The 24,449-nt window shown below is 67.9% G+C and carries 20 protein-coding genes and 3 rRNA genes; 14 read left to right on the top strand and 9 right to left on the bottom strand.

Features of this window, described 5'->3' with window-relative positions; genetic code table 11:
- The first annotated feature begins 35 nt into the window (after positions 1-35).
- The gene (locus ACQP1N_RS23945) at positions 36-1,037 is read left to right on the top strand and encodes an AurF N-oxygenase family protein (RefSeq protein ID WP_067797391.1); all 1,002 of its coding nucleotides are present in this window, start codon (positions 36-38) and stop codon (positions 1,035-1,037) included.
- The gene (locus ACQP1N_RS23950) at positions 1,034-1,852 is read left to right on the top strand and encodes an SDR family NAD(P)-dependent oxidoreductase (RefSeq protein WP_067797394.1); all 819 of its coding nucleotides are present in this window, start codon (positions 1,034-1,036) and stop codon (positions 1,850-1,852) included. Before ACQP1N_RS23945 ends, ACQP1N_RS23950 begins: the two co-directional genes overlap by 4 nt.
- A 6-nt stretch (positions 1,853-1,858) precedes the next feature.
- Here ACQP1N_RS23950 and ACQP1N_RS23955 read toward each other — a convergent pair whose 3' ends face one another.
- Positions 1,859-3,067: a PP2C family protein-serine/threonine phosphatase gene (locus ACQP1N_RS23955; RefSeq protein WP_067797397.1), complete on the bottom strand. Its 1,209-nt coding sequence runs from the start codon at positions 3,065-3,067 to the stop codon at positions 1,859-1,861.
- A 111-nt stretch (positions 3,068-3,178) separates the two neighbouring features.
- On the opposite strand from ACQP1N_RS23955, the gene ACQP1N_RS23960 reads away from it, so the two are divergent.
- The gene (locus ACQP1N_RS23960) at positions 3,179-3,679 is read left to right on the top strand and encodes a DUF523 domain-containing protein (RefSeq protein WP_067797400.1); all 501 of its coding nucleotides are present in this window, start codon (positions 3,179-3,181) and stop codon (positions 3,677-3,679) included.
- A 13-nt stretch (positions 3,680-3,692) separates the two neighbouring features.
- Here the strand turns inward: ACQP1N_RS23960 and ACQP1N_RS23965 are convergent, their stop codons facing one another.
- Complete coding sequence (locus ACQP1N_RS23965; RefSeq protein WP_067797403.1) at positions 3,693-4,379, bottom strand: hypothetical protein; 687 nt, start codon at positions 4,377-4,379, stop codon at positions 3,693-3,695.
- Positions 4,380-5,019: 640 nt separating this feature from the next.
- Here ACQP1N_RS23965 and ACQP1N_RS23970 point away from each other — a divergent pair.
- Positions 5,020-5,166, top strand: coding sequence for a hypothetical protein (locus ACQP1N_RS23970; protein WP_433226753.1), 147 nt, complete (start codon positions 5,020-5,022; stop codon positions 5,164-5,166).
- The gene (locus ACQP1N_RS23975; RefSeq protein WP_131733027.1) at positions 5,166-5,579 is read left to right on the top strand and encodes an ATP-binding protein; all 414 of its coding nucleotides are present in this window, start codon (positions 5,166-5,168) and stop codon (positions 5,577-5,579) included. The genes ACQP1N_RS23970 and ACQP1N_RS23975 overlap by 1 nt, the downstream gene beginning before the upstream one ends.
- A 180-nt stretch (positions 5,580-5,759) precedes the next feature.
- Here ACQP1N_RS23975 and ACQP1N_RS23980 read toward each other — a convergent pair whose 3' ends face one another.
- Positions 5,760-6,359, bottom strand: a complete 600-nt coding sequence (locus ACQP1N_RS23980; protein ID WP_433226755.1) for a helix-turn-helix domain-containing protein — start codon at positions 6,357-6,359, stop codon at positions 5,760-5,762.
- A gap of 90 nt (positions 6,360-6,449) precedes the next feature.
- Between ACQP1N_RS23980 and ACQP1N_RS23985 the strand changes: the two genes are divergently transcribed.
- Together ACQP1N_RS23985 and ACQP1N_RS23990 are read left to right on the top strand one after the other, a co-directional pair.
- Positions 6,450-7,433, top strand: a complete 984-nt coding sequence (locus tag ACQP1N_RS23985; protein WP_433226757.1) for an NAD(P)/FAD-dependent oxidoreductase — start codon at positions 6,450-6,452, stop codon at positions 7,431-7,433.
- On the top strand, positions 7,430-8,140 hold the full coding sequence (locus ACQP1N_RS23990; protein ID WP_242609054.1) for an MFS transporter: 711 nt from the start codon (positions 7,430-7,432) through the stop codon (positions 8,138-8,140). The genes ACQP1N_RS23985 and ACQP1N_RS23990 overlap by 4 nt, the downstream gene beginning before the upstream one ends.
- A 181-nt stretch (positions 8,141-8,321) precedes the next feature.
- On the opposite strand, the gene ACQP1N_RS23995 is transcribed toward ACQP1N_RS23990, so the two are convergent.
- From ACQP1N_RS23995 to ACQP1N_RS24015, 5 genes are all read right to left on the bottom strand, one after another.
- On the bottom strand, positions 8,322-9,362 hold the full coding sequence (locus ACQP1N_RS23995; RefSeq protein ID WP_433226759.1) for a hypothetical protein: 1,041 nt from the start codon (positions 9,360-9,362) through the stop codon (positions 8,322-8,324).
- On the bottom strand, positions 9,359-9,601 hold the full coding sequence (locus ACQP1N_RS24000; protein ID WP_067797424.1) for a hypothetical protein: 243 nt from the start codon (positions 9,599-9,601) through the stop codon (positions 9,359-9,361). Before ACQP1N_RS24000 ends, ACQP1N_RS23995 begins: the two co-directional genes overlap by 4 nt.
- Before the next feature lie 250 nt (positions 9,602-9,851).
- A 5S ribosomal RNA gene (gene rrf / locus ACQP1N_RS24005) occupies positions 9,852-9,968 on the bottom strand.
- 164 nt (positions 9,969-10,132) lie between these two features.
- A 23S ribosomal RNA gene (locus tag ACQP1N_RS24010) occupies positions 10,133-13,242 on the bottom strand.
- A 419-nt stretch (positions 13,243-13,661) separates the two neighbouring features.
- Positions 13,662-15,183 (bottom strand): 16S ribosomal RNA (locus ACQP1N_RS24015).
- The 16S, 23S and 5S rRNA genes sit together here, the layout of an rRNA operon.
- Before the next feature lie 840 nt (positions 15,184-16,023).
- On the opposite strand from ACQP1N_RS24015, the gene ACQP1N_RS24020 reads away from it, so the two are divergent.
- Both ACQP1N_RS24020 and ACQP1N_RS24025 read left to right on the top strand, forming a co-directional pair.
- A complete protein-coding gene (locus tag ACQP1N_RS24020; RefSeq protein WP_433226761.1) occupies positions 16,024-16,995 on the top strand; it encodes an ATP-binding cassette domain-containing protein in 972 nt (323 codons plus the stop codon).
- Positions 16,992-17,813, top strand: coding sequence for an ABC transporter permease (locus tag ACQP1N_RS24025; protein ID WP_067794101.1), 822 nt, complete (start codon positions 16,992-16,994; stop codon positions 17,811-17,813). Before ACQP1N_RS24020 ends, ACQP1N_RS24025 begins: the two co-directional genes overlap by 4 nt.
- Before the next feature lie 8 nt (positions 17,814-17,821).
- Here ACQP1N_RS24025 and ACQP1N_RS24030 read toward each other — a convergent pair whose 3' ends face one another.
- Positions 17,822-21,043, bottom strand: a complete 3,222-nt coding sequence (locus ACQP1N_RS24030) for a BTAD domain-containing putative transcriptional regulator (RefSeq protein ID WP_067794102.1) — start codon at positions 21,041-21,043, stop codon at positions 17,822-17,824.
- A gap of 66 nt (positions 21,044-21,109) precedes the next feature.
- On the opposite strand from ACQP1N_RS24030, the gene ACQP1N_RS24035 reads away from it, so the two are divergent.
- The 5 genes from ACQP1N_RS24035 to modA all read left to right on the top strand — a co-directional run bounded on the left by ACQP1N_RS24035 (position 21,110) and on the right by modA (position 24,419).
- Positions 21,110-21,367 (top strand): DUF7218 family protein, encoded by a 258-nt coding sequence (locus ACQP1N_RS24035; RefSeq protein ID WP_067794103.1) that lies wholly within the window; start codon positions 21,110-21,112, stop codon positions 21,365-21,367.
- 137 nt (positions 21,368-21,504) lie between these two features.
- Positions 21,505-22,614, top strand: a complete 1,110-nt coding sequence (locus ACQP1N_RS24040) for a Vms1/Ankzf1 family peptidyl-tRNA hydrolase (RefSeq protein WP_433226764.1) — start codon at positions 21,505-21,507, stop codon at positions 22,612-22,614.
- Between the two features lie 198 nt (positions 22,615-22,812).
- Positions 22,813-22,995 carry a hypothetical protein gene (locus ACQP1N_RS24045; protein ID WP_067794105.1) on the top strand — a complete coding sequence of 61 codons (183 nt, stop codon included), beginning with the start codon at positions 22,813-22,815 and terminating at the stop codon, positions 22,993-22,995.
- 184 nt (positions 22,996-23,179) lie between these two features.
- Positions 23,180-23,578, top strand: coding sequence for a TOBE domain-containing protein (locus tag ACQP1N_RS24050; protein ID WP_067794106.1), 399 nt, complete (start codon positions 23,180-23,182; stop codon positions 23,576-23,578).
- A gap of 34 nt (positions 23,579-23,612) precedes the next feature.
- The gene (modA, locus tag ACQP1N_RS24055) at positions 23,613-24,419 is read left to right on the top strand and encodes a molybdate ABC transporter substrate-binding protein (protein ID WP_433226767.1); all 807 of its coding nucleotides are present in this window, start codon (positions 23,613-23,615) and stop codon (positions 24,417-24,419) included.
- Positions 24,420-24,449 lie beyond the last annotated feature (30 nt).

Consider the following 24,449-nt stretch of genomic DNA (forward strand, 5'->3'; position numbering starts at 1 on the left):
CCCGCCGACCGCACCGCCCCGAGGGAGCGCCTCACATGCCGAAAGCCCCCACCGAACTCGCCGACGAGCTCCGCGAGCAGGTCAAGGACAAAAAGTCGTACATCGGTGTCATCGACCGCCTGAACAAGGCGTCGGTGGAGAAGCACTGGGAGGCCTACGCCGACATCCCCTGGGACGACCCCGAGTTCGCCGTGGACAAGAACGACCCGCGCTGGGTGCTGCCGCCGTTCGACCGGCTCGGCGAGACGGCCTGGTACCAGGCGCAGCCGCCGGAGATCCAGGCGCAGATCGGGCTGTGGCGCATCGCCACCGCGATGAAGATCGGCCTGCAGTTCGAGAACCTGCTGAAGCGCGGGCTGCTCAACTACGCCTACCGGCTGCCGAACGGCCGTCCCGAGTTCCGGTACGTCTACCACGAGACGACCGAGGAATGTCATCACGGGATGATGTTCCAGGAGTTCGTGAACCGGACGAAGATGCCGATCCGCGGCATGCCGCGGTCGCTCAGCCTCATCGCGCAGGCCGCCCCGTGGATTCCGCTGGTCAGCACCGAGATGTTCTTCATATTCGTGCTCGGCGGCGAGGACCCGATCGACTACGTCCAGCGCAAGTCCCTCAAGGGCGGGCACGTCAAGCACCCGCTCGAAGAGACCATCATGAAGATCCACATCGCGGAGGAGGCCCGGCACATCTCCTTCGCCCGGCACTACCTCAGGCACCGGGTGCCGAACATGAACCCGCTGCGCCGCCGCGTCCTCGGCATCGCGACCCCGGTCGTGCTCGGCGTGATGGCGCGGATCATGCTGGCCCCGCCCGGCCCGATGGTGCGGCACTTCGGCATTCCGAAGGACGTCGTCCGCGCCGCCTACAAGAACGAGGCGTCGCAGGCGGAGATCTCCAACTCGGTCGGCAAGATCCGCGACCTGATGGCCGAACTCGGCGTGATCAGCCCGGTGAACAGGCAGGTCTGGAAGGCGTTCGGCATCTGGGACGAGCCGAGGCAGCGCCGCGCCGGCACCGGGCGGAGCGCGCGATGAGCATCGCGATCGTGACCGGAGGCGCATCCGGCATCGGCCGCGCGATCGCCACGTCCCTGGTGGCGCGCGGCGACACCGTCGTGGTCACCGACGTCAACGCCGCGGGCGCCGCGCGGGTGGCCGACAAGCTGAACACCCTCGGCAGGGGCAAGGCCACGTCCGCCGCCCTGGACGTCACCGACGCCGGCGCCGTCACCGACCTCTACAAGGGCGTCAGGGCCGACCACGGACGGCTCGACCTCGTGTTCAACAACGCGGGCATCGCGATCGGCGGCCTGGCCGAGGAACTCACCCTCGACCACTGGAACCGCGCCATCGACATCAACCTCAAGGGCGTCGTGCACGGCGTCCACGCCGCCTACCCGATCATGCTGGAGCAGGGCGGCGGCCACATCGTGAACACCGCGTCGCTCGCCGGGCTCGTCCCGATGCCGATCGGCATCCCCTACACCGCCACCAAGCACGCGGTCGTCGGGCTCTCCCTCGGCCTGCGCGCGGAGGCCGCCGGACGCGGCGTCAAGGTCAGCGTCGTGTGCCCGTCCTTCGTCGACACCCCGCTTCTGCACAACGTCAACCCGGACCTGCCGGAGACGGCGCTGAGCGGCGACGCGACCGGTGACATCGCCAAGGCGTCCCCGCGCCTCTACACGGCGGAGAAGCTGGCCCGCGACATCATGCGCGGCGTCGCGAAGAACCAGGCGCTCATCGTCGCACCCGCGCACGGCCGGATCGCGTGGCGGGGCGTCCGGCTCAACCCCGGCGCGGCCGTCCGGGTGGCGCAGCTCGCCGTGAACCGGATCCGCGCCGGGAAGTGAGCCCGTTCAGGCGGGGGCGCGCCGGATCACCAGCAGCGCGACGTCGTCCTCGGTCCGCTCGCGGCCGATGAGCGCCGACATCACCGTGGCGCTCACCTCCTCGGGCGGACCGGCGAACACCACCTCGCAGAGCCGGTCGATGCCGGTGTTCACCGAGCTGCCCCGCCGCTCCACCAGCCCGTCGGTGTAGAGGGCCAGCAGGCCGCCCGGCGGGAGCGTGACGGTCACGGTCTCGCGCGGGGTCTCGATCCCGAGGCCGATGAGGACGTCGGGTTTCGTGTCGACACACCGCGCGGGACGTCCCGGCAGGGCCAGGGCGGGCGGCAGATGGCCGGCCGACGACAGCCGGACCCGCTCCAGCCCGGGATCGAACACCGCGTACAGGACCGTCGCCGTCGCGTCGGGCTCGAAGTGCTGCATCTTGCGGTCGAGCCTGCGCAGCACCTCGGCGGGATCGGTGCTCTCCAGCGCGTAGGCCCGCAGCGCGCTGCGCATCCGGCCCATCACGACGGCGGCGCCGAGCCCGTGCCCGGCCACGTCCCCCATGACGATGCCGATCTCGCCGGACGGGAGCGTGAACACGTCGTACCAGTCGCCGCCGACGCTCGCCTTGCCGGGACTGTAGCGAGCGGCGAGCTCGGCGCCGGGGATGTCGGGAAGCGCGGTCGGTATGAGGCTGCGGGTCAGTTCCCGGGCTCCGGCGCGTTCGGCCCGGCTGACCAGCGCCTGCACCGCCAGCGCCGCACGCGAGGCCGCGAGCTGCAGCAGTTCGGCCTCGTCCTCGGTGAACTCGCGGTGGGTGAGCGTCCCGACGTGCAGCACCCCGACCACCCGGCCACCGCCGATGAGCGGCACGCCGAGCAGGGAGCGCAGGCCCCGCTCGGCGAGCAGCGGGTTGAACACGGCGGCGCTCGGCACGTCCGCGATGTAGACGGGGCGGCGCTCGGCGGCGACACGCCCGGAGAAGCCCCGGCCGACCGGGACGCGCGCGGCCTGGCTGACCTCCTCCTCGATGCCCTTGGCGGCCGTCGCCTCAAGGAAGCGCCCCTGCCGGTCGAGGAGCAGGACGACGGCGGTGTCGACGTCCAGGATCTCGCGCACGCGGTCGAGCAGCGTGTCGAGGAACTCGTCCATATCCATATGGGCGAACGCCTCATCGGTGAGCGCCCGGATGTTCTCAAGCCTCCGGGCGGCGTCCTCCGAGTTCTCCAACATGCCACCTGTATGTACTAGATCTACTGATTCACTGCTGTTCCCCCAGGTCTGGGGGCCGATCCTAACCGGGGCGCAGAGTACGGCGCGACGGTCCCGCATAGGCTGGGCGACGTGGAACGCATCCTGGTCAGCTCCTGCCTGGCGGGCCGCCCCGTCCGCTACGACGGCGCGGCCAGGCCCGTGGGGAACGGCCTGTTCGAGCGCTGGCGTTCGGAGGGGCGTCTCGTGCCATTCTGCCCGGAGGTGTCGGGTGGCCTGCCCGTCCCGCGCCCTCCGGCCGAGATCGTCGACGGCGACGGCGCCGACGTCCTGGACGGAAGAGCCCGCATCCTCACCGACACCGGCGAGGACGTCACGGACCGGTTTCTCCAGGGCGCCCGCCTGGCCCTGGACACCGCCCAGCGCACCGGCACCCGAATCGCCCTCCTGAAGGAGGGCAGTCCGTCCTGCGGCACCCACCGCATCTACGACGGCACCTTCACCGCCACGAAACGCCCAGGCTCCGGTGTGACCACGGCCCTCCTGGAACGCGCCGGCATCACGGTCTTCACCGAGAACGACCTGGAAGCCCTCCAGACCCACCTGGCCGTCCTCGAAGACCGGTCCCTCTAACCAGGGTACGTGGCTACCAGAGGTCGAAGGGCCGGACCCGCACCCCCTTGCTCTTCCAGGGCTCCGGCGAGTCGTCGGACGAGAGGCGCTCCAGCCACCGGAGCTGCTCCACGAAGTAGGCGTGCGAGGACGTGCCCTCGCCGAAGACGATGATCGGGCCATGGGTCCCCCGCCGGCCGTGCCCGTACATCATGACGCGCACGACCCCGTCCACCTCCTCCATCGCGAACGAGCAGGGGAAGTCGAAGAGGTACAGCCGGAGCCGGGGCTCTTCGTCCGACGCGGCACGGAGCGGCCGGATGATCTCCCGAACGTAGCGCTCGGGGTCTTCCATGGCCGCGTCCGCTGGTTCGATCCGGTAACGGTCCTTGCGGGACTCGCAGTAGGGGTCCATGACATAGACGTTGACGTCCATCGTCCGCGCCTTCTTCTTCAGGACGGAGAGAACGGTGTCACTGGCGTAGAACGATCGCGTCAGGCCGAACAGGTTGATGCGCTCCCGGGCGGCCGAGATCCGCTGGACGAGATCCTGTTCGGACTCCTCACTCGTGAACGGGAACGCGTCAACGATCCCCGCGCGCTGAACGTGGGCCACGTCGCCGGGACTGTGGTCGGTCCCGAATCCGAGCCGATCGGGCCTTGTGCGGTAGAGGCGGCAGAAGTACTCGATGCGTTCGTTGCTCGGGCGGCGATCGCCCAATTCCCACCGGCATAGGACGGCTGCGTCTATGTGCGGCGGCTGGAGACCGTCCGCCTCGTACAGGGCGTCGAGTCTCGCGGAAACCTCGCTGCGGTCGTAGCCGCTGGCGAACCGCCATGCCTCCAGCGGCGTAATGTCCGAAATCTTACGAGTAATCCCTTCAACGATGGCTTCGACGGTAAGGCCGCGACGGATTCCATCCAGACGAATCTCGTTGGCTTCACGTTCAATCTGCCGGCGACGCTGCACATTCGCCCTGGTAGCAGCCACTGCTCACGCTCCCATTGTCGCCATACGGCAATGCCGTTGCCTTGATCAGACATTGGCTTTATTGCCGCATAGCGGCAATCTTGACCCAAGTCTAAGCGCTCTCCGAATCAGAGAAAAGAGAAAGATCGCGCCTCTCCTCGCTGGACCGCCTCACCTTCCCCCGAAAGCGAAAGAAGGGCGCAGAACGGAGATACAAGGCGGCCCCGGACCGGTGTCATCACCACCGCGTCCCAGGGCCTGGGCCCGACTGGAAGGAGTCGGACTTATGGGAAATATTACGACCAACCCATTAGCGGAGTTGGCAGCGCGGCTCATGCGGTGGAGACGCCGCGCGGCGGTGCACGGGACGCCCCTGATCACATCGCTGAGAGTGCGTGGCGAGCGGGTGATCGCGTGCAACGGCCGCCTGTTCCGCCTGGGCGGCGAGCGCGGGCATGTGCTCGGCGAGGCCGGCGACGGGTCGGCGACGGCGGAGCGGGCCGTACCGGTGCTGCGGCAGTTGGCGCGGCGGTCGTGATGGGCCATGGCAGGAGGAGCGCGATCGTCACCGACAGGCTGGACATGACGTTCCTGGCGGCGCGGACGGCCCCGGGTCAGGTTCGGACACTGGTAGACCTCCGGCTTGCCTCGTGGGGGCTGGCCGGGCTGCGCGACGACGTGGCGCTGATCGCCAGTGAGCTGGTGACGAACGCGATCCTGCACACTCCCGAGCAGCAGATTCGCGTGCAGTTCACGCGCGAGCCGTGCGGGGTGCTGCTGATGGTGTGGGACTCCTCGGACGCCCTGCCGGTGCGCAAACCGCCGATGCACACCGCGCCCATGAGGGCGGACGGCAGGGGCCTGCCCATCGTGGAGGCGCTGTCGTCCAAGTGCGGCATCTCCCCGACCAGACCATGCGGGAAGTGGATATGGGCACGTGTGCTGGCGTGACGCACTCGGGCCGTGCCGGGCACCCGAACGGACCGAAACGGGAAGAGCAGGCAAGATCACGCAAGGCGTGCGTCCGTTGCGCGGGCCTGCACGACAAGCGGGAGTTCCGATCCGAGGCGGGGAACGGACGCGGCGGATCCATCTCCCCATGCGGCAACGTGAAGGCGGCGGCCGAGCGGGTCAGGACGCCGGCTCCCGCCGGGGGCGTGGCCTGGCGCGGATGTGCATGCGCTCCCCCTGACGGCCGAACAGGCTGAGGACCTCCACCGGAGACTCACCGGTGGGGCCGAACCAGTGCGGCAGGCGAGTGTCGAACTCGGCGGCCTCACCCGGTCCCAGGATCAGGTCGTGGTCGGCCACGATGAGCCGCAGGCGCCCGGATAGCACGTACAGCCACTCATACCCCTCGTGTGTGCACGGCTCGGGCCGGTTCTGCTCGGCCGGGATGATCGACTTCCAGGCTTGCAGGGGGCCGGGGTGGGCGGTCAGCGGAATCATCGTGCGGCCATTGCGGACGCGGGGTTTCCAGCGGATTCGCGGGTCGCCGACCTCGGGCGCGCCGACCAGCTCGTCCAGCGGGAGCTGGTGGGCTTGGGCGATGGGCAGCAGGAGCTCCAGGCTCGGGCGGCGCCCGCCCGTCTCCAGCCTCGACAGGGTGCTCTTGGATATGCCGGTGGCCTCGGCCAGCGCGGACAGGCTCACGCCGCGCTGGGTGCGGATGCGCTTGAGGCGTGCGCCGACCTGGGCCAGCGTGGCGGCGATCGGAGATTGCTCGTTCATCCCCCCATTCCATCCCTGCGTCCCAGAAATGGCAACAGAAGTTGTCGGAACCTCACCAGGGCCGCACCATCGGGCGCGGAGGTGATCGCCATGATCAATGCGGTGAACGACCAGCCCCCCGGCGCGCGGCGCGCCGCCGGCGACGGGGTTTACGACGTGGTGGTGATCGGCGCCGGCGCCGCCGGTCTGAGCGCCGCCCTGGTGCTGGGACGGGCCCGGCGTACGGTAGCGGTAATAGACGGCGGTGAGCCGCGCAACGCGCCCGCCTCGCACATGCACGGCTTCCTGTCCCGTGACGGACTGGCCCCCGCGACACTGCTCGAACTCGGCCGCGCCGAGATCTCCCGGTACGGCGTCCGGCTCATCCAAGGCCGGGTGGACCGGATCGACCACGGCTACTACGTCCGGATGGCCGGGGGGCCGACACTCAAGGCCCGCCGCGTGCTGGTCGCGACCGGGTTGCGCGACGAGTTGCCCGACATCCCCGGCGTGCGTGAACGGTGGGGCAAGGACCTGCTGCACTGCCCCTACTGCCACGCCTATGAGGTCCGTGACCGGCCGCTCGCCGTCCTCGGCTCCCATCCGGGCTCGGTTCACCAGGCCCTGCTCCTGCGCGCGTGGAGCGACGATGTCGCCTTCTTCCCGCACACGCTCAAGCTGACGGCGCAGGATCGGGAAAGGCTGGAGGCACGCGGCCTGCGCATCATCGAGGGCGAGATCAGGCATCTGGTCATCGACGACGACCGGCTGCAAGGCATCGAACTCACCGACGGTCGCCACATCCCCCGTGCCGCCGCCTTCCTCGTCCCCCGCATGGTTCCGCAGGACGAGTTGCTGACCCGGCTGGGCTGCGACAAGGACGACGACGGCTGGGTCACCGTCGACCGCACCGGCCGCACCGGCATCGCCGGCGTCTGGGCCGCCGGTAACATCATCGATCCGTGCGCCCAGGTCATCACCGCCGCCGGCCTGGGCTCCACCGCCGCCTTCGCCATCAACACCGACCTGCTGGACGAAGACGTCGACCGCGCCGTCGAACAGCACCGCGCCACGGCCCGGGGTGATGGCCGATGAGCGTGGACACCACCCGGCAGCAGGTGCCGGTCCCTCACGGAAGGCTGCCGCTCGGCGTCCACCTGCTCGCGTTCAGCCTGTTCGCGATGGGCAGTGCGGAGTTCCTGCTGGCCGGGACCCTGCCGGCGATCGCCGACGACCTGAAGATCAGCCTGTCCTCCGCCGGCGCGCTGATCTCGGCATTCGCCGTCGGTGTCGTGATCGGCGGGCCTCCCTTCGCCATCATGACGCTGCGCTGGCCGCGACGCACCACGCTGGTGACCGCTCAGGTCGTCTTCGCCGTCTCGGTGACGGCCGGCCTTCTGACCGGGAGTTACGCGGTGCTCCTGGCCACCCGTTTCGTCTGCGGCCTCGCCTATGCGGGGTACTGGGCGGTCGCAGCGGTCACCGCGACCGGCCTCGTCCCCCCTGGCCGCACCGCACGCGCCTCCGGAGTCGTCGTCAGCGGCCTCAGCCTGGCGATGATCGCCGGTGGCCCGGCGGGCGCGCTGCTCAGTCACTTCACCGGATGGCGGGGCGGGTTCTGGGGCGTGGTCGCCCTGAACGCCGGCGCGGGCCTCACGTCCGTCACCTGGATCGGCGCCGTCCTGGCCGCGGCCGTGGTGCCGGCCGTCCTGCTCGACCGGGCGGTCTCTCGCCGCCCGGTCGCAGATGACGGTGGACGAGGCCGGTTCGCCGGGCTGAGCCCGAGGTCTCCGCCGGTGTAGACGTCCGTCCGGACGTCGGCGGTGGCGGCCCGATGACGGCTGGGGATGGTGCGAGGCTGTACTCGAACCGGCGGGTCAGCGGAGGCCAACCCGTTCGGCGAGCGCCGCACCGGCGACCTCGTCTCGGGAGGAAAAGGGATGAGTGCCGTGACGTCGCCGGTCCGGCTCGTCGCGAGCGGCGTCACCCGCTCGGCGGCTGAGCAGCGGGCTCGAATCGTTCCCCGGCGGTGGACGCGGCCGGCCGGAACGCGTGCAGTCTCCGGGCCGCGAACACGACCAGGGCAACGGTGCCTGAAGCCAGCACAACGTTCATGACGTAGTCACCCGTGGTCTTGGGGCCCGACTCCGGCTGCATCCCGAACCCCATCCAGGCATAGGTCAGCACCGCGCCCGTGGCGAGAGCAAGGCGATGAGCACGGCTCCAGTTCCGCTGCCGCGACCAGCGGCCGACCACGATGATCGTGACGGCGATCACCACTGCAACCGCCGCGGCGCTCCACCATCCGGGCAGGTCGGCCGTGCACGAGAACGCGCCACCCGCGACGAAGGCGACGACGCCGACGATCCACGGCTTCGGGGCGATGCCGGCGAGCCGCGACGCGGGTGGACGGCGGAACGCCACGATGACCAGTGCCACAATCGCGGCCGCGGTGCCGAGCAACTGCACGGGCGCGGCGAGGAACCGCTCGTCCTGGTAGCCGCCCCAGGCGACGAGAGCCGAGCCGGTGGCGAAGATGACCGCGGTGACGCTCAGGCCGGTCCGGCCCAGCCACGGTGTCTCCGCCCGATCAGGCACGAAAGCCTCCACCAGCGCGATACCGACGTTCGTACTCCATACCGCGTGCATCGTCAGGACACCGAGGGTCAGCCAGCCGCCCATCCCGAGCACGGGAATGTAGGTGTCGCCCATCTCGTCGTGCCCGGCGTAGTACCGGTTGAAGAGCATCTGATCCGCCAGGCCCTCCTCTACGAGCCCATAGGCCACGCCGAGGATCAGCATCGTCGTCGGCCCACGCCCGGCCCTCCGGGTCACTTCCCGGATGAGCAGGGCGCCGCCGCCGTACATTGGGGCGAGGATGGGCAGGAAGAACGGCAGTTGCGTGTACGCGAGGTTCCCCAGCAGCAGTTCTCCGACCGTCGGCGCGAGGAGGAACAGCGCTATGGCGGGAGCGGCACGCCGGCTTCGCCGCAACCGGATCCCGCCCGTGTTCGGCCCGCTCATTCGGATTTCTCCGGAAAGCGTCGTTTCTTCGCCACATCGAGCCAGATGATCAGTGTGGCACTGAAGACGATGACACCGGCCGACGCGATCCACCAGAAGGGGCTCGGCAGGTACATGGGCAGGCAAAGGAAGCTGCTGTCCCAGCCGAGAGCTTTGTTGATGAACGGCCGGACACCCTCGATGACGCCGAGGAAGAGCAACAGTCCCGACAGGCGATCGTAAGACTTTGAATCCTTCATGACTACGATCGTGCCGAGCCGGTGCCCCTGCCGATAGCGACAATGGTCTAGGGCGAGCGGTCCATCGGTCGAGTGGGGGCCGTTCTTCTTACCCTTCGAGCAGCCGACACCCACCAGATGCGAGCTGGTCCCGGGCCGACGGTCAACACTGTGCCGATGTGTCTTCGGCGTCGCAAGAACGGCGGGAGCGGCAGGAAACCCTAGAAATGAGAAGACCCCGCCGGTAACGGCGGGGCCCTCCACAATATGAGTCCGGCGGTGTCCTACTCTCCCACACGGTCTCCCATGCAGTACCATCGGCGCTGAAGGGCTTAACTTCCGGGTTCGGGATGGGACCGGGTGTTTCCCCTTCGCCAAAACCACCGAACGACCAACCCCAACACCCCACCAAACGGGGGTGCGGGAAGACTCGTCCGAGCGTCAGGCTCGGTATTCACTTTTTGCTGCGGTACCCGGTTGTTTTCCGGGAACCACACAGGGACGCGAACAACTACACGCAACACATGCGGCGATTTGGTTTGAACGGATCATGTGTTCAAGCCACTCGGCCTATTAGTACCGGTCGACTCCACACGTCACCGCGCTTCCATCTCCGGCCTATCAACCCGGTCGTCTACCGGGGGCCTTACACCCCACAACGGGGGTGGGAGAACTCATCTTGAGGAAGGCTTCCCGCTTAGATGCTTTCAGCGGTTATCCCGACCGAACGTAGCCAACCAGCCGTGCCCCTGGCGGGACAACTGGCACACCAGAGGTCCGTCCGTCCCGGTCCTCTCGTACTAGGGACAGACCCTCACAATTCTCCTACGCGCGCAGCGGATAGGGACCGAACTGTCTCGCGACGTTCTAAACCCAGCTCGCGTGCCGCTTTAATGGGCGAACAGCCCAACCCTTGGGACCTACTCCAGCCCCAGGATGCGACGAGCCGACATCGAGGTGCCAAACCATCCCGTCGATATGGACTCTTGGGGAAGATCAGCCTGTTATCCCCGGGGTACCTTTTAGCCGTTGAGCGACACCACTTCCACACGTAGGTGCCGGATCACTAGGCCCTGCTTTCGCACCTGCTCGACACGTCCGTCTCACAGTCAAGCTCCCTTGTGCCCTTGCACTCGCCACCTGATTGCCAACCAGGCTGAGGGAACCTTTGGGCGCCTCCGTTACACTTTAGGAGGCAACCGCCCCAGTTAAACTACCCACCAGGCACTGTCCCCCACCCGGATCCACGGGTGCGGGTTAGACGCTCAAAACGACCAGAGTGGTATTTCACCAGCGACTCCACCGGCACTGGCGTGCCGGCTTCACAGTCTCCCACCTATCCTACACAAGACGCTCCAAGCGCCAATGCCAAGCTATAGTGAAGGTCCCGGGGTCTTTCCGTCCTGCTGCGCGAAACGAGCATCTTTACTCGTACTGCAATTTCGCCGGGCCTGTGGTTGAGACAGCGGGGAAGTCGTTACGCCATTCGTGCAGGTCGGAACTTACCCGACAAGGAATTTCGCTACCTTAGGATGGTTATAGTTACCACCGCCGTTTACCGGCGCTTAGATTCTCAGCTTCGACCCCCAAAGGGATCTAACCGGTCCTCTTAACGTTCCGGCACCGGGCAGGCGTCAGTCCGTATACCGCGTCTTACGACTTCGCACGGACCTGTGTTTTTAGTAAACAGTCGCTTCCCCCTGGCCTCTGCGACCCCACCCAGCTCCCACCGCAAGGGCGTTCACCGGGCGTGGTCCCCCTTCTCCCAAAGTTACGGGGGCAATTTGCCGAGTTCCTTAACCACAGTTCACCCGATCGCCTCGGTATTCTCTACCTGACCACCTGAGTCGGTTTAGGGTACGGGCCGCCGATACACTCGCTAGAGGCTTTTCTCGACAGCATGGGATCACTCACTTCACCTAAAACGGCTCGGCATCACATCTCACCCTCAACGGCGCACGGATTTACCTGCACACCGGGCTACATGCTTACCCCAGGACAACCATCGCCTGGGCTGAGCTACCCTCCTGCGTCACCCCATCACTCACCTACTACCCCCTCGGGCCCCACGCTCCCCGCAGACCAGGCCCGAAGGCCCAGACCACAGCTCGGGTGGTTAGCATCAGAGGGTTCAGCGTTGGCGCATACCAGCGGGTACGGGAATATCAACCCGTTGTCCATCGACTACGCCTGTCGGCCTCGCCTTAGGTCCCGACTTACCCTGGGCGGATTAGCCTGCCCCAGGAACCCTTGGTCATTCGGCGCACACGTTTCTCACGTGTGACTCGCTACTCATGCCTGCATTCTCACTCCCACAGCCTCCACCACTCGATCACTCGGCGGCTTCACCGGCTGCAGGACGCTCCCCTACCCATCAACACATCACATGTCAATGCCACGGCTTCGGCGGTGTGCTTGAGCCCCGCTACATTGTCGGCGCGGAATCACTTGACCAGTGAGCTATTACGCACTCTTTCAAGGATGGCTGCTTCTAAGCCAACCTCCTGGTTGTCACGGCAACTCCACATCCTTTCCCACTTAGCACACGCTTAGGGGCCTTAGCCGATGATCTGGGCTGTTTCCCTCTCGACTACGAAGCTTATCCCCCGCAGTCTCACTGCCACGCTCTCACTTACCGGCATTCGGAGTTTGGCTGACGTCAGTAACCTTGTAGGGCCCATCAGCCATCCAGTAGCTCTACCTCCGGCAAGAAACACGCGACGCTGCACCTAAATGCATTTCGGGGAGAACCAGCTATCACGGAGTTTGATTGGCCTTTCACCCCTAACCACAGGTCATCCCCCAGGTTTTCAACCCTGGTGGGTTCGGGCCTCCACACCGTCTTACCGGCGCTTCACCCTGCCCATGGCTAGATCACCCCGCTTCGGGTCTACAGCATGCGACTGAAAACGCCCTATTCAGACTCGCTTTCGCTACGGCTACCCGCCACCGGTTAACCTCGCCACACACCATAACTCGCAGGCTCATTCTTCAAAAGGCACGCCATCACGAACACCACCCGAAGGCAGTGAGGACGCTCTGACGGCTTGTAGGCACACGGTTTCAGGTACTATTTCACGACCCCTCACCGGGGCACTTTTCACCTTTCCCTCACGGTACTGGTCCGCTATCGGTCATCAGGAAGTATTCAGCCTTACCACGTGGTCGTGGCAGATTCACACGGGATTTCACGGGCCCCGTGCTACTCGGGAACACACCCAAGAGACGTCATGATTTCACCTACCGGGCTCTCACCGTCTACGGCCGGCCATCCCATACCGTTCGGCTATCACAACATTTTGTAACTCTCCGACCCAGCGGCAGCTAGATCAAGGCGGTCCCACAACCCCGCACACGCAACACCTGCCGGCTATCACACGCGCACGGTTTAGGCTCCTCCGCTTTCGCTCACCACTACTCACGGAATCACTATTGTTTTCTCTTCCTGCGGGTACTGAGATGTTTCACTTCCCCGCGTTCCCACCAACCTGCCTATACATTCAGCAGGCGGCGACACCCCATGACGGGTGCCAGGTTTCCCCATTCGGAAATCCCCGGATCAAAGTCTGGTTGCCGACTCCCCGAGGCATATCGCAGGCTCCCACGTCCTTCATCGGCTCCTGATGCCAAGGCATCCACCGTATGCCCTTAAAAACTTGAACACACGAAACGATCAAAACAAATCGCAGATGAGAGATACATGACCCGAAAGCCACAACCCCTCACCAGAGATGCTCGCGTCCACTGTGCAGTTCTCAAAAAACAACCGGGCCCACCAGACCCCCACCCCCGCGAAGGAGCGCGGTGTCTGGTCCCGCAGTCCGAGGCCACCGGGCTTACGCCCGTTCCCTCAGGACCCAACAGCGTGCCCAGCCCACCACCGGCCCGAAACCGCCGTTCCCACTCCCCACAGACCCAAAGGCCCCTGGGGCGGTACTTGCCGGCTCACACCAGTGGTGAGCTGAATAGCCAGTGCTCCACATCTATGAGCAGCCACCTGACGGACGTGCGCCGTCAACGGCGGCCACCGACCATCGCATCCCGCGGACGGGATCAGCGACGGCCAGTCGATGCTCCTTAGAAAGGAGGTGATCCAGCCGCACCTTCCGGTACGGCTACCTTGTTACGACTTCGTCCCAATCGCCGGCCCCACCTTCGACCGCTCCCCCCACACAAGGTGGTTGGGCCACGGGCTTCGGGTGTTGCCGACTTTCGTGACGTGACGGGCGGTGTGTACAAGGCCCGGGAACGTATTCACCGCAGCGTTGCTGATCTGCGATTACTAGCGACTCCGACTTCACGAAGTCGAGTTGCAGACTTCGATCCGAACTGAGACCGGCTTTAAGGGATTCGCTCCACCTCACGGTATCGCAGCCCTCTGTACCGGCCATTGTAGCATGTTTGCAGCCCAAGACATAAGGGGCATGATGACTTGACGTCATCCCCACCTTCCTCCGAGTTGACCCCGGCGGTCTCCCATGAGTCCCCACCACTACGTGCTGGCAACATGGAACGAGGGTTGCGCTCGTTGCGGGACTTAACCCAACATCTCACGACACGAGCTGACGACAGCCATGCACCACCTGTCACCGGCCCAAAAAGGACCCACCATCTCTGATGGTTTTCCGGCAATGTCAAGCCTTGGTAAGGTTCTTCGCGTTGCGTCGAATTAAGCAACATGCTCCGCCGCTTGTGCGGGCCCCCGTCAATTCCTTTGAGTTTTAGCCTTGCGGCCGTACTCCCCAGGCGGGGCGCTTAATGCGTTAGCTGCGGCGCGGAATCCGTGGAAGGACCCCACACCTAGCGCCCAACGTTTACGGCGTGGACTACCAGGGTATCTAATCCTGTTCGCTCCCCACGCTTTCGCTCCTCAGCGTCAGTACAGGCCCAGAGAACCGCCTTCGCCACCGGTGTTCCTCCCGATATCTGCGCATTTCACCGCTACACCGGGAATTCCGTTCTCCCCTACCTGCCTCTAGTCTGCCCGTATCCACCGCAGACCCACGGTTAAGCCGTGGGCTTTCACGACGGACGCAACAAACCGCCTACGAGCTCTTTACGCCCAATAATTCCGGACAACGCTTGCGCCCTACGTATTACCGCGGCTGCTGGCACGTAGTTAGCCGGCGCTTCTTCTGCAGGTACCGTCACGTTAGCTTCGTCCCTGCTGAAAGAGGTTTACAACCCGAAGGCCGTCATCCCCCACGCGGCGTCGCTGCGTCAGGCTTCCGCCCATTGCGCAATATTCCCCACTGCTGCCTCCCGTAGGAGTCTGGGCCGTGTCTCAGTCCCAGTGTGACCGGTCGCCCTCTCAGGCCGGTTACCCGTCGTCGCCTTGGTAGGCCATCACCCCACCAACAAGCTGATAGGCCGCGAGCCCATCCCCAACCGAAAAACTTTCCACCACCACCAGATGCCCGGAGTGGTCATATCCGGTATTAGACCCAGTTTCCCGGGCTTATCCCAGAGTCAGGGGCAGGTTGCTCACGTGTTACTCACCCGTTCGCCGCTCGAGTACCCCCGAAGGGGCCTTTCCGCTCGACTTGCATGTGTTAAGCACGCCGCCAGCGTTCGTCCTGAGCCAGGATCAAACTCTCCATTAAGGTCCAACGACCACACCAGGGAACAAACCCCGGCCGGCCAAACCTTGAAGAAAATCCCAGCACACACAACCCCCCAAGGGGGCCGTGTATTGCCTCAAAGAAATCCCCACCACCCCCACAAAAGAGGATGGCCACGGGGCGACCCGGCCAAAAAGGCCGAGCCGATAAAGGCACTGGCTTTTAACACGCTGTTGAGTTCTCAAGAAACGGACACCCACCGCGCCGAACCCCGCTCCCGCGGACCCCGGCTCCGGGGCAACCCTACTAACTTACCCGGTTCGCTCCCGTTGTCAAGCCGATCAGCGAAGATCTTTTTGACGATCGGAGGCGTCCCAGCCCCCCACGCGACGACTCACCCCCAGGCCGAAGACCTGGCGAAGACCATCTCGTAGGAGGTGCCCTGCGGGTCGGCCACCTTGCGGTGTCCTGCATCCCGTCCGAGCTTGCCTTTTAAGAGTACCTCGGCCCGGAGCAAGCTACGAACCGTTCTCTCTGTTGGCTTCCCCCCGGGGCCGTCCGCCTGTCGGCGTCCCGCATCCCCTTGGGGCACGACAGACATTAGCAGCCGCGGACGGTCCGTCAAATCGACACGGCCGTACAACGCCCGGCAGAGGAGGTCGTTGACCTCTCTACGCGTCCGTCGCCTCATCGCCCCGGGCATCAGCGGTGTTCTGGCGTGTACTCGGCGAACTTGCTGGTCGTCGCGGTATCGAGCGGTCAAGATCAGTAGCGCGTCAGCGGCGTGTCAGCGGCCGGGCGCCGATGTACGCGGCCTGTCAGCGCCTTCCCCGACGGTGGTGACCGTCACAGAAGATGCCCAGGCGGAAGGCAGGCAGATCGATGGACGAAGTGATCCGGGCCGAAGGGCTGCGCAAGAGGTTCGGCGAGACACGGGCCTTGGACGGTGTCGGCATCACGGCTCGCCGAGGCACGGTGCTCGGGGTGCTGGGGCCGAACGGCGCCGGCAAGACCACCGCCGTGCGGGTGCTGGCGACACTGCTCAAGCCCGATGCCGGACGGGCCGAGGTGTGCGGCTACGACGTGGTCGAGGACGCGGCGCGCGTCCGGGCGAAGATCGGGCTCACCGGGCAGTACGCATCGGTCGACGAGGAGCTGACCGGCACCGAGAACCTGGTGATGATCGCCCGGCTGCTGGACTTCGGCAGGCGGGAGGCGAAGGCCAGGGCACAGCAGTTGCTCGACCGGTTCCGGCTGACCGACGCCGCGGCGCGCGCCGTGAAGACGTACTCCGGCGGTATGCGCCGGCGGCTCGACCTCGCGGCGAGCCTGATCAACCACCCCGAGGTCATCTACCTGGACGAGCCCACGACCGGCCTCGACCCGCGGGCCCGCAACGAGGTGTGGGACACAGTGCGCGATGTCGTCGCCGACGGCGCGACGGTGCTGCTGACCACGCAGTACCTGGAGGAGGCCGACGCGCTCGCCGACCGGATCGTGGTGTTCGACCACGGCCGGGTCATCGCCGAAGGGACGTCCGACGACCTGAAGGGGCGGGTCGGGCGGCAGACGCTCGTGGTGCGCACGGCTGAGCCGTACCGGATCTCCCAGCTCACCGCGATCGTCGCCGAGCTGACCGGGGAGCAGCCCGAGGTGCAGGAGGCGGCCGGGCTCGTCACTGCGCCGGTGGACGACCGGCGGCTGCTGTCGGTGCTGGTCCGGCGGCTGGACGAGGCGTCCATCGTGGCGGCCGAGCTGGCGCTGCGGATGCCGAGCCTGGACGAGGTGTTCCTCACGCTGACGGGCCACCTCGCCGAAGAGACCGGATCCGAACTCGAAGGGAGCCTGGCATGACCGCGATGACCGTTGACGCTCGCCGCACCGCGGCGGAGCCACCCGGACGCGTCAGCCCGCGGCGGACGCTGCGGCACGGCCTGACGCTCGCGTGGCGCAACGTCGCCCAGCTGAAGCACTCGCCGGAGAAGCTGCTGGACACGACGCTGATGCCGATCGTGTTCCTGCTGCTGTTCCTGTACGTGTTCGGCGGTGCGGTGGCCGGCGACACGCACTCCTATCTGCAGCAGTTGCTTCCGGGGCTGGTCGCGCAGATGGCGATGTTCGCGACGATGGGGCTTGGGACGGCCCTGAACGAGGACATCCACAAGGGGGTGTTCGATCGGTTCCGGAGCCTGCCGATCGCGCGTTCGGCTCCGCTGGTCGGGACCGTCCTCGGGGACACGGTCCGGTTCCTCGTCGTGATAACGGTGCTCGTCGGGTTCGGGTCGCTGCTGGGGTTCCGGTTCCACACCGACCCGTTGTCGGTGGTGGCCGCGTTCGCGCTGGCGTACGTGTTCTACCTGGCCGTCTCCTGGCTGTCGGTGCTGGTGGGCCTGATCGCGCCGACACCGGGGACGGTTCAGGGGTTCTCGTTCATCTGGCTGATGCCGTTGACGTTCGGCAGCAGCATCCTCGTCCCGGACACCTCCACCATGCCGGGCTGGCTGGAGGCGTGGACGAAGGTGAACCCGGTCACGCATCTGGCGGAGGCGGTGCGCGCGCTGACGGTCGGCGGCACGGTCGGGAACCACGTCTGGTACACGCTCGCGTGGGCGGCGGGGATCGTTCTCGTCACGTTCCCGCTGGCCATGCGCATGTACTCACGGAGGGTCTGAAGGAGCCGTCAGACGGACTCCACCAGGTCGGCGCCCTGGGCGAAGACGTCTTCCCGCGTGACCCTGCGGCCACGGTCGTAGGCGGCGGTGAAGGCGTCTTCGCCGAGTGCGCGGGTCGCGGCGGGCACCGTCCGGCGGACTTCGTGGCAGGCCGTGTCGCGGTAGCCGTGCAGGCTGTGCGCGGTGCCCAGGAGTTCGGCGGCGCGGGCGAAGTTGCCGCGTGCGGCGGCGTAGGCGGCGAGTCCCTCGACGAGGGAGGCCACCGTCGGGTTGCCCATGAGCGCGCCGTCGGTCAGGCCGGTGAGGGCCTGGACGTGCCGGCGTTTCGCCGTTTCGAGGTCGCCGTCCTCCTCGGCGAGGCAGCCGAGGCGGCTGTAGGTGCGGCGGGCGGTCTGCGCGAAGTCGGGGCGGTGCGCGCGCGACTCGACCCACCGGTGGGCCCGGTCGGCGTGCGGGCGCGCGGCCTCGCGGTCGCCCTCCCACAGGGCCAGTTCGCACAGCATCAGCGACGCGCCGGCCGCATCCGCGAACTCGCCGATCCGTTCCAGCTGCGCCATGGCGTTGCCGAGGTCCGCGCGGGCCCGGGCCATCTCGCCCCGCTGGGCCCGCGCCCGCGCCAGATGGACGAGGAGCGTCCCGCCCTGTTCGGGGCTGACCCCGCTGGTCGCGTAGCCGTACGCCTCCTCGCCGAGCCGGACGGCCTCCGCGAGTTCGCCGCGGGCCATGGCCACCTGCATCAGCCCGCTCAGCCCGAGGATCATCCCGAACCGGTCGCCCAGCGCGCGGAAGCGCGCGTAGCCGTCGGCGGTCTGCGTGGCGGCCTCGTCGATGTTCCCGGTGTTGACGCCGATGTGCCCGAGGATGACACGGACGACGGCGCGGACCCACGGGTCGGGGTGGTCCTGGCGGCGCCGCAGACGCCTCCTCACCTCGTTCATGTCCCCGCTGAAGAGGCAGCTCGCGGTGTCGGCGAGGGCGAGGACCGGATGCACCGGTGCTTCGGGCACGACGGCGGCGGCCTCGGTCAGTGTCGCGCGCAGTGTTTCCGGGGTCGGCCCTTCGTCCCTGGACATCTCGCTGAAGAGGCTGGACGAGATGACGCACAGGGCGTACTCCTCGTCCAATCCGGGCGGCGGGGTGTCACCGATCATGGCGCGGACGACGATCGACCAGCCGCCGGCCTCCCGCTCCATGTCCCGCAGGATCCAGAACCACACGAGCGCCGCGACGAGCCGCAGGCCCGTCCCGGCATCACCGGTGTCGGCCACATGGCGGAACGCGACGGCGATGTTGCCGCGTTCCGCGGCGATCCGTTCGGCCCAGCGCAACTGGTCGCGGCGGCGCAGCTCCGGCTCGGCGCGCTGAGCGAGCCCGACGAGGTGGGCGGCGTGCGCGTCCCGGACGCGCCGGGTCTCGCCGGCCTCCTCCAGCCGCTCCCCCGCGTACACGCGGACGGTCTCCAGCAGCCGGTAGCGGACGTCGGTGTCGCCGTCCGCGATCACCAGCGACTTGTCGATCAAGGCGGCGATCACGTCGATGACGTCGTGGGGTTCGGGCGCGTCCGGCGCGTCCAGCCCGCACACGTGGACGGCGGCGTCCGGGGTGGCGCCGCCGGCGAACACCGACAGGCGGCGCAGGACGGCGCGTTCGACATCGTCCAGCAGGTCCCAGCTCCAGTCGACGACGGCGCGCAGCGTCCGGTGGCGGGGCAGTGCGGCGCGGCTGCCGCCGGCGAGCAGCCGGAACCGGTCGCCGAGCCGCGCCGCGACCTGGCCGCAGGTGAGGGACCGCAGCCGGGCGGCGGCCAGTTCGATCGCGAGGGGGATGCCGTCGAGCGCGCGGCAGATCGCGACGACGTCGGCGACGGTTCCGGCGTCCACGCCGAAGCCGGGGCGGACGGCCGCGGCGCGGTCGGCGAACAGCCGCACCGACGCGTGGCGGAGCGCCTCGGCGGGGTCGGTGACATCGTCGTCCGGCAGCGGCAGCGACGGGACGGGGCACAGCGCCTCGCCGGTGATGCCGAGCGGTTCGCGGCTCGTCGCGAGGATCCGGACGCCCGGTACCTTCGCGAGGACGTGGTCGACGAGCCGCGCGACGGCGTCGATGAGGTGCTCGCAGTTGTCGAGGACGACGACCATCCGCTTGGCGGTGAGGAAGTCGGTCAGCCGGTCGAGGGGCCGCACCACCACCCGCGTCTCGCCCGGACGGACGGCCTCGGGCACGCCGAGCGCCGACAGCACGGCCTGCGCGACGTCGCCCGGATCGCTGACCGGCGCGAGCGGGACGAACCACACGCCGTCCGGCATCTCCTCCACGACCGCGGTGGCGCTCTCCCCCGCCAGCCGTGTCTTGCCGGCGCCGCCCGGGCCGGTGAGGGTGACGAGCCTGGTCTCGCGGAGCAGCTTGCCGACGCGCCGCGACTCCTCCTCCCGTCCGACGAAGCTGGTGAGCTGCGCGGGCAGGTTGGTGCGCGGTGAAGACGCGGCATCCGGGGCGGCGGGCGCCGGTGCGTCGCGGCGCAGGATCGACAGGTGCACGGCGGCCAGTTCCGGGGACGGGTCGACGCCGAGCCGGTCGGCGAGCGTCCGCCGCGTCTCCTCGTACACCTCCAGCGCCTCGGCCTGCCGTCCCGCCGCGTAGAGGGCGCGCATGAGCTGCCCGCGCAGCCGTTCGCGCAGCGGGTTCGCGGCGGCGAGCGGCTCCAGTTCGGCGACCGGCGGGACGGGCAGCCCGGCGGCGAGCTCGGCGTCCACCCGGTCCTCGACGGCGGCGAGCCGCAGTTCCTCCAGGCGGGTGATGGTCCCGTAGGCGAAGTCGGCGTCGGCGACGTCGGCGAGAGCCGGGCCGCGCCACAGCGCGAGCGCCGCCCGCAGCCCGTCGGCCCGCCGCGCGGGATCGTCCTGCGCGCGTGCCGCCGCGACGCCGCGTTCGAAGGCGACCGTGTCGACCCCGGCCGGGTCGATGCCGAGCCGGTACCCGCCGGGGCCGTGCTCGACGACGTCCCGTCCGGCGGCGCCGCGCAGCCGGGAGACGAGGGCCTGCAGCGCGTTGCCTCCGCCGGCGGGCGGCGCGCCGTCCCACAGGTCGTCCAGCAGCCGCTCGGCCGACACCGGCCGCCCCGCCTCGACCGCGAGCCGCACCACCAGGGCGCGCAGCCGCCGGCCGCCGACCTCGACGGGCCGCGCCGCCTCGTCCCGCACCATGAGCGGGCCCAGGATGCCGATGCGCACAAGTCCCCTTCCCGGGTGTCATTGTCTCTGATGTGTGGACCACGCGTGCCGGGTACTTGTCCGGATATGCCGAGAGCGCAGATCAAGGACGAGAAGACGTACCAGAAGCTCCGCGACAAGGGCGAGAGCAAGGAGAAGGCCGCGCGCATCGCCAACGCCTCCGCGAGCCGCGGCAAGAAGAACGTCGGCCGCAAGGGCGGCAAGAGCCCGTCCTATGACGACTGGACGAAGGACGAGCTGCTGAAACGGGCCCGCGAGATCGGCGTCAAGGGGCGTTCCTCGATGAGCAAGTCCGAGTTGGTCAAGGCGCTGCGCGACCACTAGATGGAGCTCGTTTTCGTGCTGGGCCGCCGCACTCGGCTACGCGCGTCCGCGGCAGGCCGCCGAGAGCTGGCGTCCCACTCGCCCCAAGCGTCGCTTTCTTCATGTTTGCCCCAACAAAAACGGGTACCGCCATTCCCATGGATCTGGCATTCCTCAAGACGCTGTATCAACATCCGGGCCCGTACGCGTCGGTGTACGCCGATCTGACCCGGACCACCGAGGACGCGGCGAAGGCGGCCGAGTTGCGGTGGCGGGCGCTGCGCGCGGACCTGGAGGACCAGAACACCCCGAAGCCCACCCTCCGCGCGATCGAGCGGGTCATCGAAGAGGATCTGGGTGAGCGCCGTTCCGAGGGCATCGTGATCTTCGCGGCGGACGGCGAGGTGGTGCACAGTGAACGGCTCCCCCGGCCGCCCCGGACCACGCGCGCCGTCCTCGCGCCGCTCCCGGACGTCCTGCCGTATCTGGCCGAACGCGGCGAGAGGTTCCCGCACCTGCTGGCCGTCGTCGACCGCCGCGGAGGCGCGATCGACTGTGTGACGGCCGACGGGCGCCACCAGCACATCGACGTGCGGGGCGACGAGGACTATCCCATCCGCAAGGTGAAGGCGGGTGACTGGAACCAGTCCCGCTTCCAGCGCTCCTCGGAGAACGTCTGGAAGACCAACGCGAAGAAGGTCGCCCACGAGATCGACCGCGCCGCCGACCGCTGCGGCGCCGAGGCCGTCGTGATCGCCGGCGACACGCGCGCCCGCAGCGCCGTCATGGAGGAGGTCTCGGAGAGCGTCCTGGAGCACACGGTCGAGGCGGACAAGAACACCACGGTCGACGACCCGGACCTCGACGCCGAGGTGCGCCGTCTCCTGAACCTGAAGACCACCGAACGCGTCATGACGGTCGCCGAACGCTTCGACCGCGAACTGGCCAACGGCGAGCGAGCCGTCTCGGGCCTATCCGAGACCACCACGGCTCTCCGTCACGGCCAGGTGGAGACACTCATCCTGACCGACGACCGCGATTCGGACGCCCGCCTGTGGATCGGCCCAGACCCCGCCCAGGTGGCCGCGACCCCCGGCGAACTCCGCGAGGAGTTCGGCATCACCGACCCGTACGAGGACAGAGCGGATGCGGCTCTGGTGAGAGCCGCCGCGGCGACCGACAGCGATCTGGTGGTCCTCCCGCCCAACGGCGCCACCCGGGTGGGCGCCGTCCTCCGCTACACGACGACCCCCGAACCCCGAACCTGAGCCGCCAGGGTACGGGGGCGGAGCCTCCTACCAGCAGCGGAGAGGGTCGGCGCGCAGATCGCTCTCCCCCCGGGACCACGGCCGGCCCCGCCGAAGGCGCCGAATCCTCCGAGTAGCGACCGGTACCCGAAATACCTCCGCGGGCCCTGGTGCTCGTCGGCCGGCGGCCGACGAGCACCAGGGCCCGCACCACGCGGTGTGTCGTGGGGAGAGGTCGACCCGCGCTACGGCGACGCGGGGATACTGCTGGCCACCAGCGTGGACGGACGCCCCCTGGACGCCGAGGGGCCCCAGCTGGTCGTGCCCGGAGACACCGCGGGCAGCCGGTACGTGTCCCGGATCACCTCAATCTGGACCGGTCCCGCCACCGCTTTCACCTGATCACACTCCGCGCGTCCCACCGGTACGGCTGCGATCATCGCCATGATGAGAGCGGACACGGAGCCCGAGCAGGGACACCTCCTCGGAGGGTCGCTTAAATGCGAACATCTTGACCTCTCCAAGGGTGCACATGCCCGGCTCATACCGCGTGAAGCATGGATTGTGCGAGAGTAGGGTGAGGATTGTGGCGGAGTATCGGATCAACGAGGTCGCGACGGTGCTGGGAGTCAGCCCCGACACCGTACGCCGCTGGATCGACGCCGGCCGGCTGCCCGCACGCCGGGACCAGGGCGGACGGCGGATGGTCCAGGGCACCGACCTGGCCGCCTTTGCCCGCGCCCAGATGGCCCCCGGGCAGACCGAGTACGTCATGTCCTCTGCGCGTAACCGCCTGCGGGGCATCATCACCGAGGTCGTGCGCGACCACGTGATGGCCCAGGTCGAGATCGCCACGGGCCCCTACCGGGTGGTGTCGCTGATGAGCCGGGAGGCCGCCGACCAGCTCGACCTGCAGGTCGGCGTGATCGCCGAAGCGGTGATCAAGTCCACCAACGTCGTCGTCGAACGCCCAACCCCCGGCTGACCTATCGCCTTCCCCCCATTCGGAGGAGTTCGCCGTGCCGCTCAAGCACCTGATCACCCGCCTGGCCGCCCCCGTGGCCGCCCGGTTGACCATCGGAGTCACCGGCCTGGCCCTGCTCGCAGGAGCCGCCGCCGGCTGCGGCGGCACCTCCTCCGGAGGCGGGAGCGGTAAGACGGTGACGGTGTTCGCCGCCGCGTCGCTGACCGAGACCTTCACCACGCTCGGCAGGTCCTTCGAAGGCTCCCACCCGGGGGTCAAGGTCCGGTTCAACTTCGGTGGCAGTTCCGCCCTGGCCCAGCAGATCACCCAGGGCGCCCCGGCCGACGTGTTCGCCGCCGCCAGCCCGGCCACCATGAAGACGGTCACCGACGCGCATCTGGCGGACGGGCAGCCGCAGATCTTCGCGCGCAACCGGCTCCAGATCGCCACCCCGGCCGACAACCCCGGCAAGGTCACCGCGTTGAAGGACCTGGCCAGCCCCAAGGTCAAGGTGGTGCTGTGCGCCGAACAGGTTCCGTGCGGAGCGGCTTCCAACAAGGCTCTGGCCGCCGCCGGCGTGACCGTCAAGCCTGTCTCGCTGGAAAAGGACGTCAAGGGTGCCCTGAACAAGGTCACCCTCGGTGAGGCGGATGCCGCCCTGGTGTACCGCACCGACGTCAAGGCCGCCGGCGCCAAGGTGCACGGCATCGACTTCCCCGAGGCGGCCAAGGCCATCAACGACTATCCCATCGTCACCTTGGCCAAGGCCCCGCAGCCCGCCCTGGCCAAGGAGTTCCTCGGGTTGGTGGTCTCGGCGCAGGGTCGGACCACACTGACCGCGGCCGGCTTCGACACCCCCTGAGCCCCCCGCCTCCTGGAACCTCGTCTTCCA

It is taken from the genome of Actinomadura formosensis (assembly GCF_050948385.1).
In the GTDB taxonomy this organism is placed as follows: Bacteria; Actinomycetota; Actinomycetes; order Streptosporangiales; family Streptosporangiaceae; genus Spirillospora; species Spirillospora formosensis.

Coding starts and splice junctions, on each gene's coding strand:
- ACQP1N_RS23945 (WP_067797391.1), top strand. CDS start 36: ATGCCGAAAGCCCCCACCGAACTCGCCGACGAGCTCCGCGAGCAGGTC.
- ACQP1N_RS23950 (WP_067797394.1), top strand. CDS start 1,034: ATGAGCATCGCGATCGTGACCGGAGGCGCATCCGGCATCGGCCGCGCG.
- ACQP1N_RS23955 (WP_067797397.1), bottom strand. CDS start 3,067: ATGTTGGAGAACTCGGAGGACGCCGCCCGGAGGCTTGAGAACATCCGG.
- ACQP1N_RS23975 (WP_131733027.1), top strand. CDS start 5,166: ATGGGCCATGGCAGGAGGAGCGCGATCGTCACCGACAGGCTGGACATG.
- ACQP1N_RS23980 (WP_433226755.1), bottom strand. CDS start 6,359: ATGAACGAGCAATCTCCGATCGCCGCCACGCTGGCCCAGGTCGGCGCA.
- ACQP1N_RS23985 (WP_433226757.1), top strand. CDS start 6,450: ATGATCAATGCGGTGAACGACCAGCCCCCCGGCGCGCGGCGCGCCGCC.
- ACQP1N_RS23990 (WP_242609054.1), top strand. CDS start 7,430: ATGAGCGTGGACACCACCCGGCAGCAGGTGCCGGTCCCTCACGGAAGG.
- ACQP1N_RS23995 (WP_433226759.1), bottom strand. CDS start 9,362: ATGAGCGGGCCGAACACGGGCGGGATCCGGTTGCGGCGAAGCCGGCGT.
- ACQP1N_RS24000 (WP_067797424.1), bottom strand. CDS start 9,601: ATGAAGGATTCAAAGTCTTACGATCGCCTGTCGGGACTGTTGCTCTTC.
- ACQP1N_RS24020 (WP_433226761.1), top strand. CDS start 16,024: ATGGACGAAGTGATCCGGGCCGAAGGGCTGCGCAAGAGGTTCGGCGAG.
- ACQP1N_RS24025 (WP_067794101.1), top strand. CDS start 16,992: ATGACCGCGATGACCGTTGACGCTCGCCGCACCGCGGCGGAGCCACCC.
- ACQP1N_RS24035 (WP_067794103.1), top strand. CDS start 21,110: ATGCCGAGAGCGCAGATCAAGGACGAGAAGACGTACCAGAAGCTCCGC.
- ACQP1N_RS24040 (WP_433226764.1), top strand. CDS start 21,505: ATGGATCTGGCATTCCTCAAGACGCTGTATCAACATCCGGGCCCGTAC.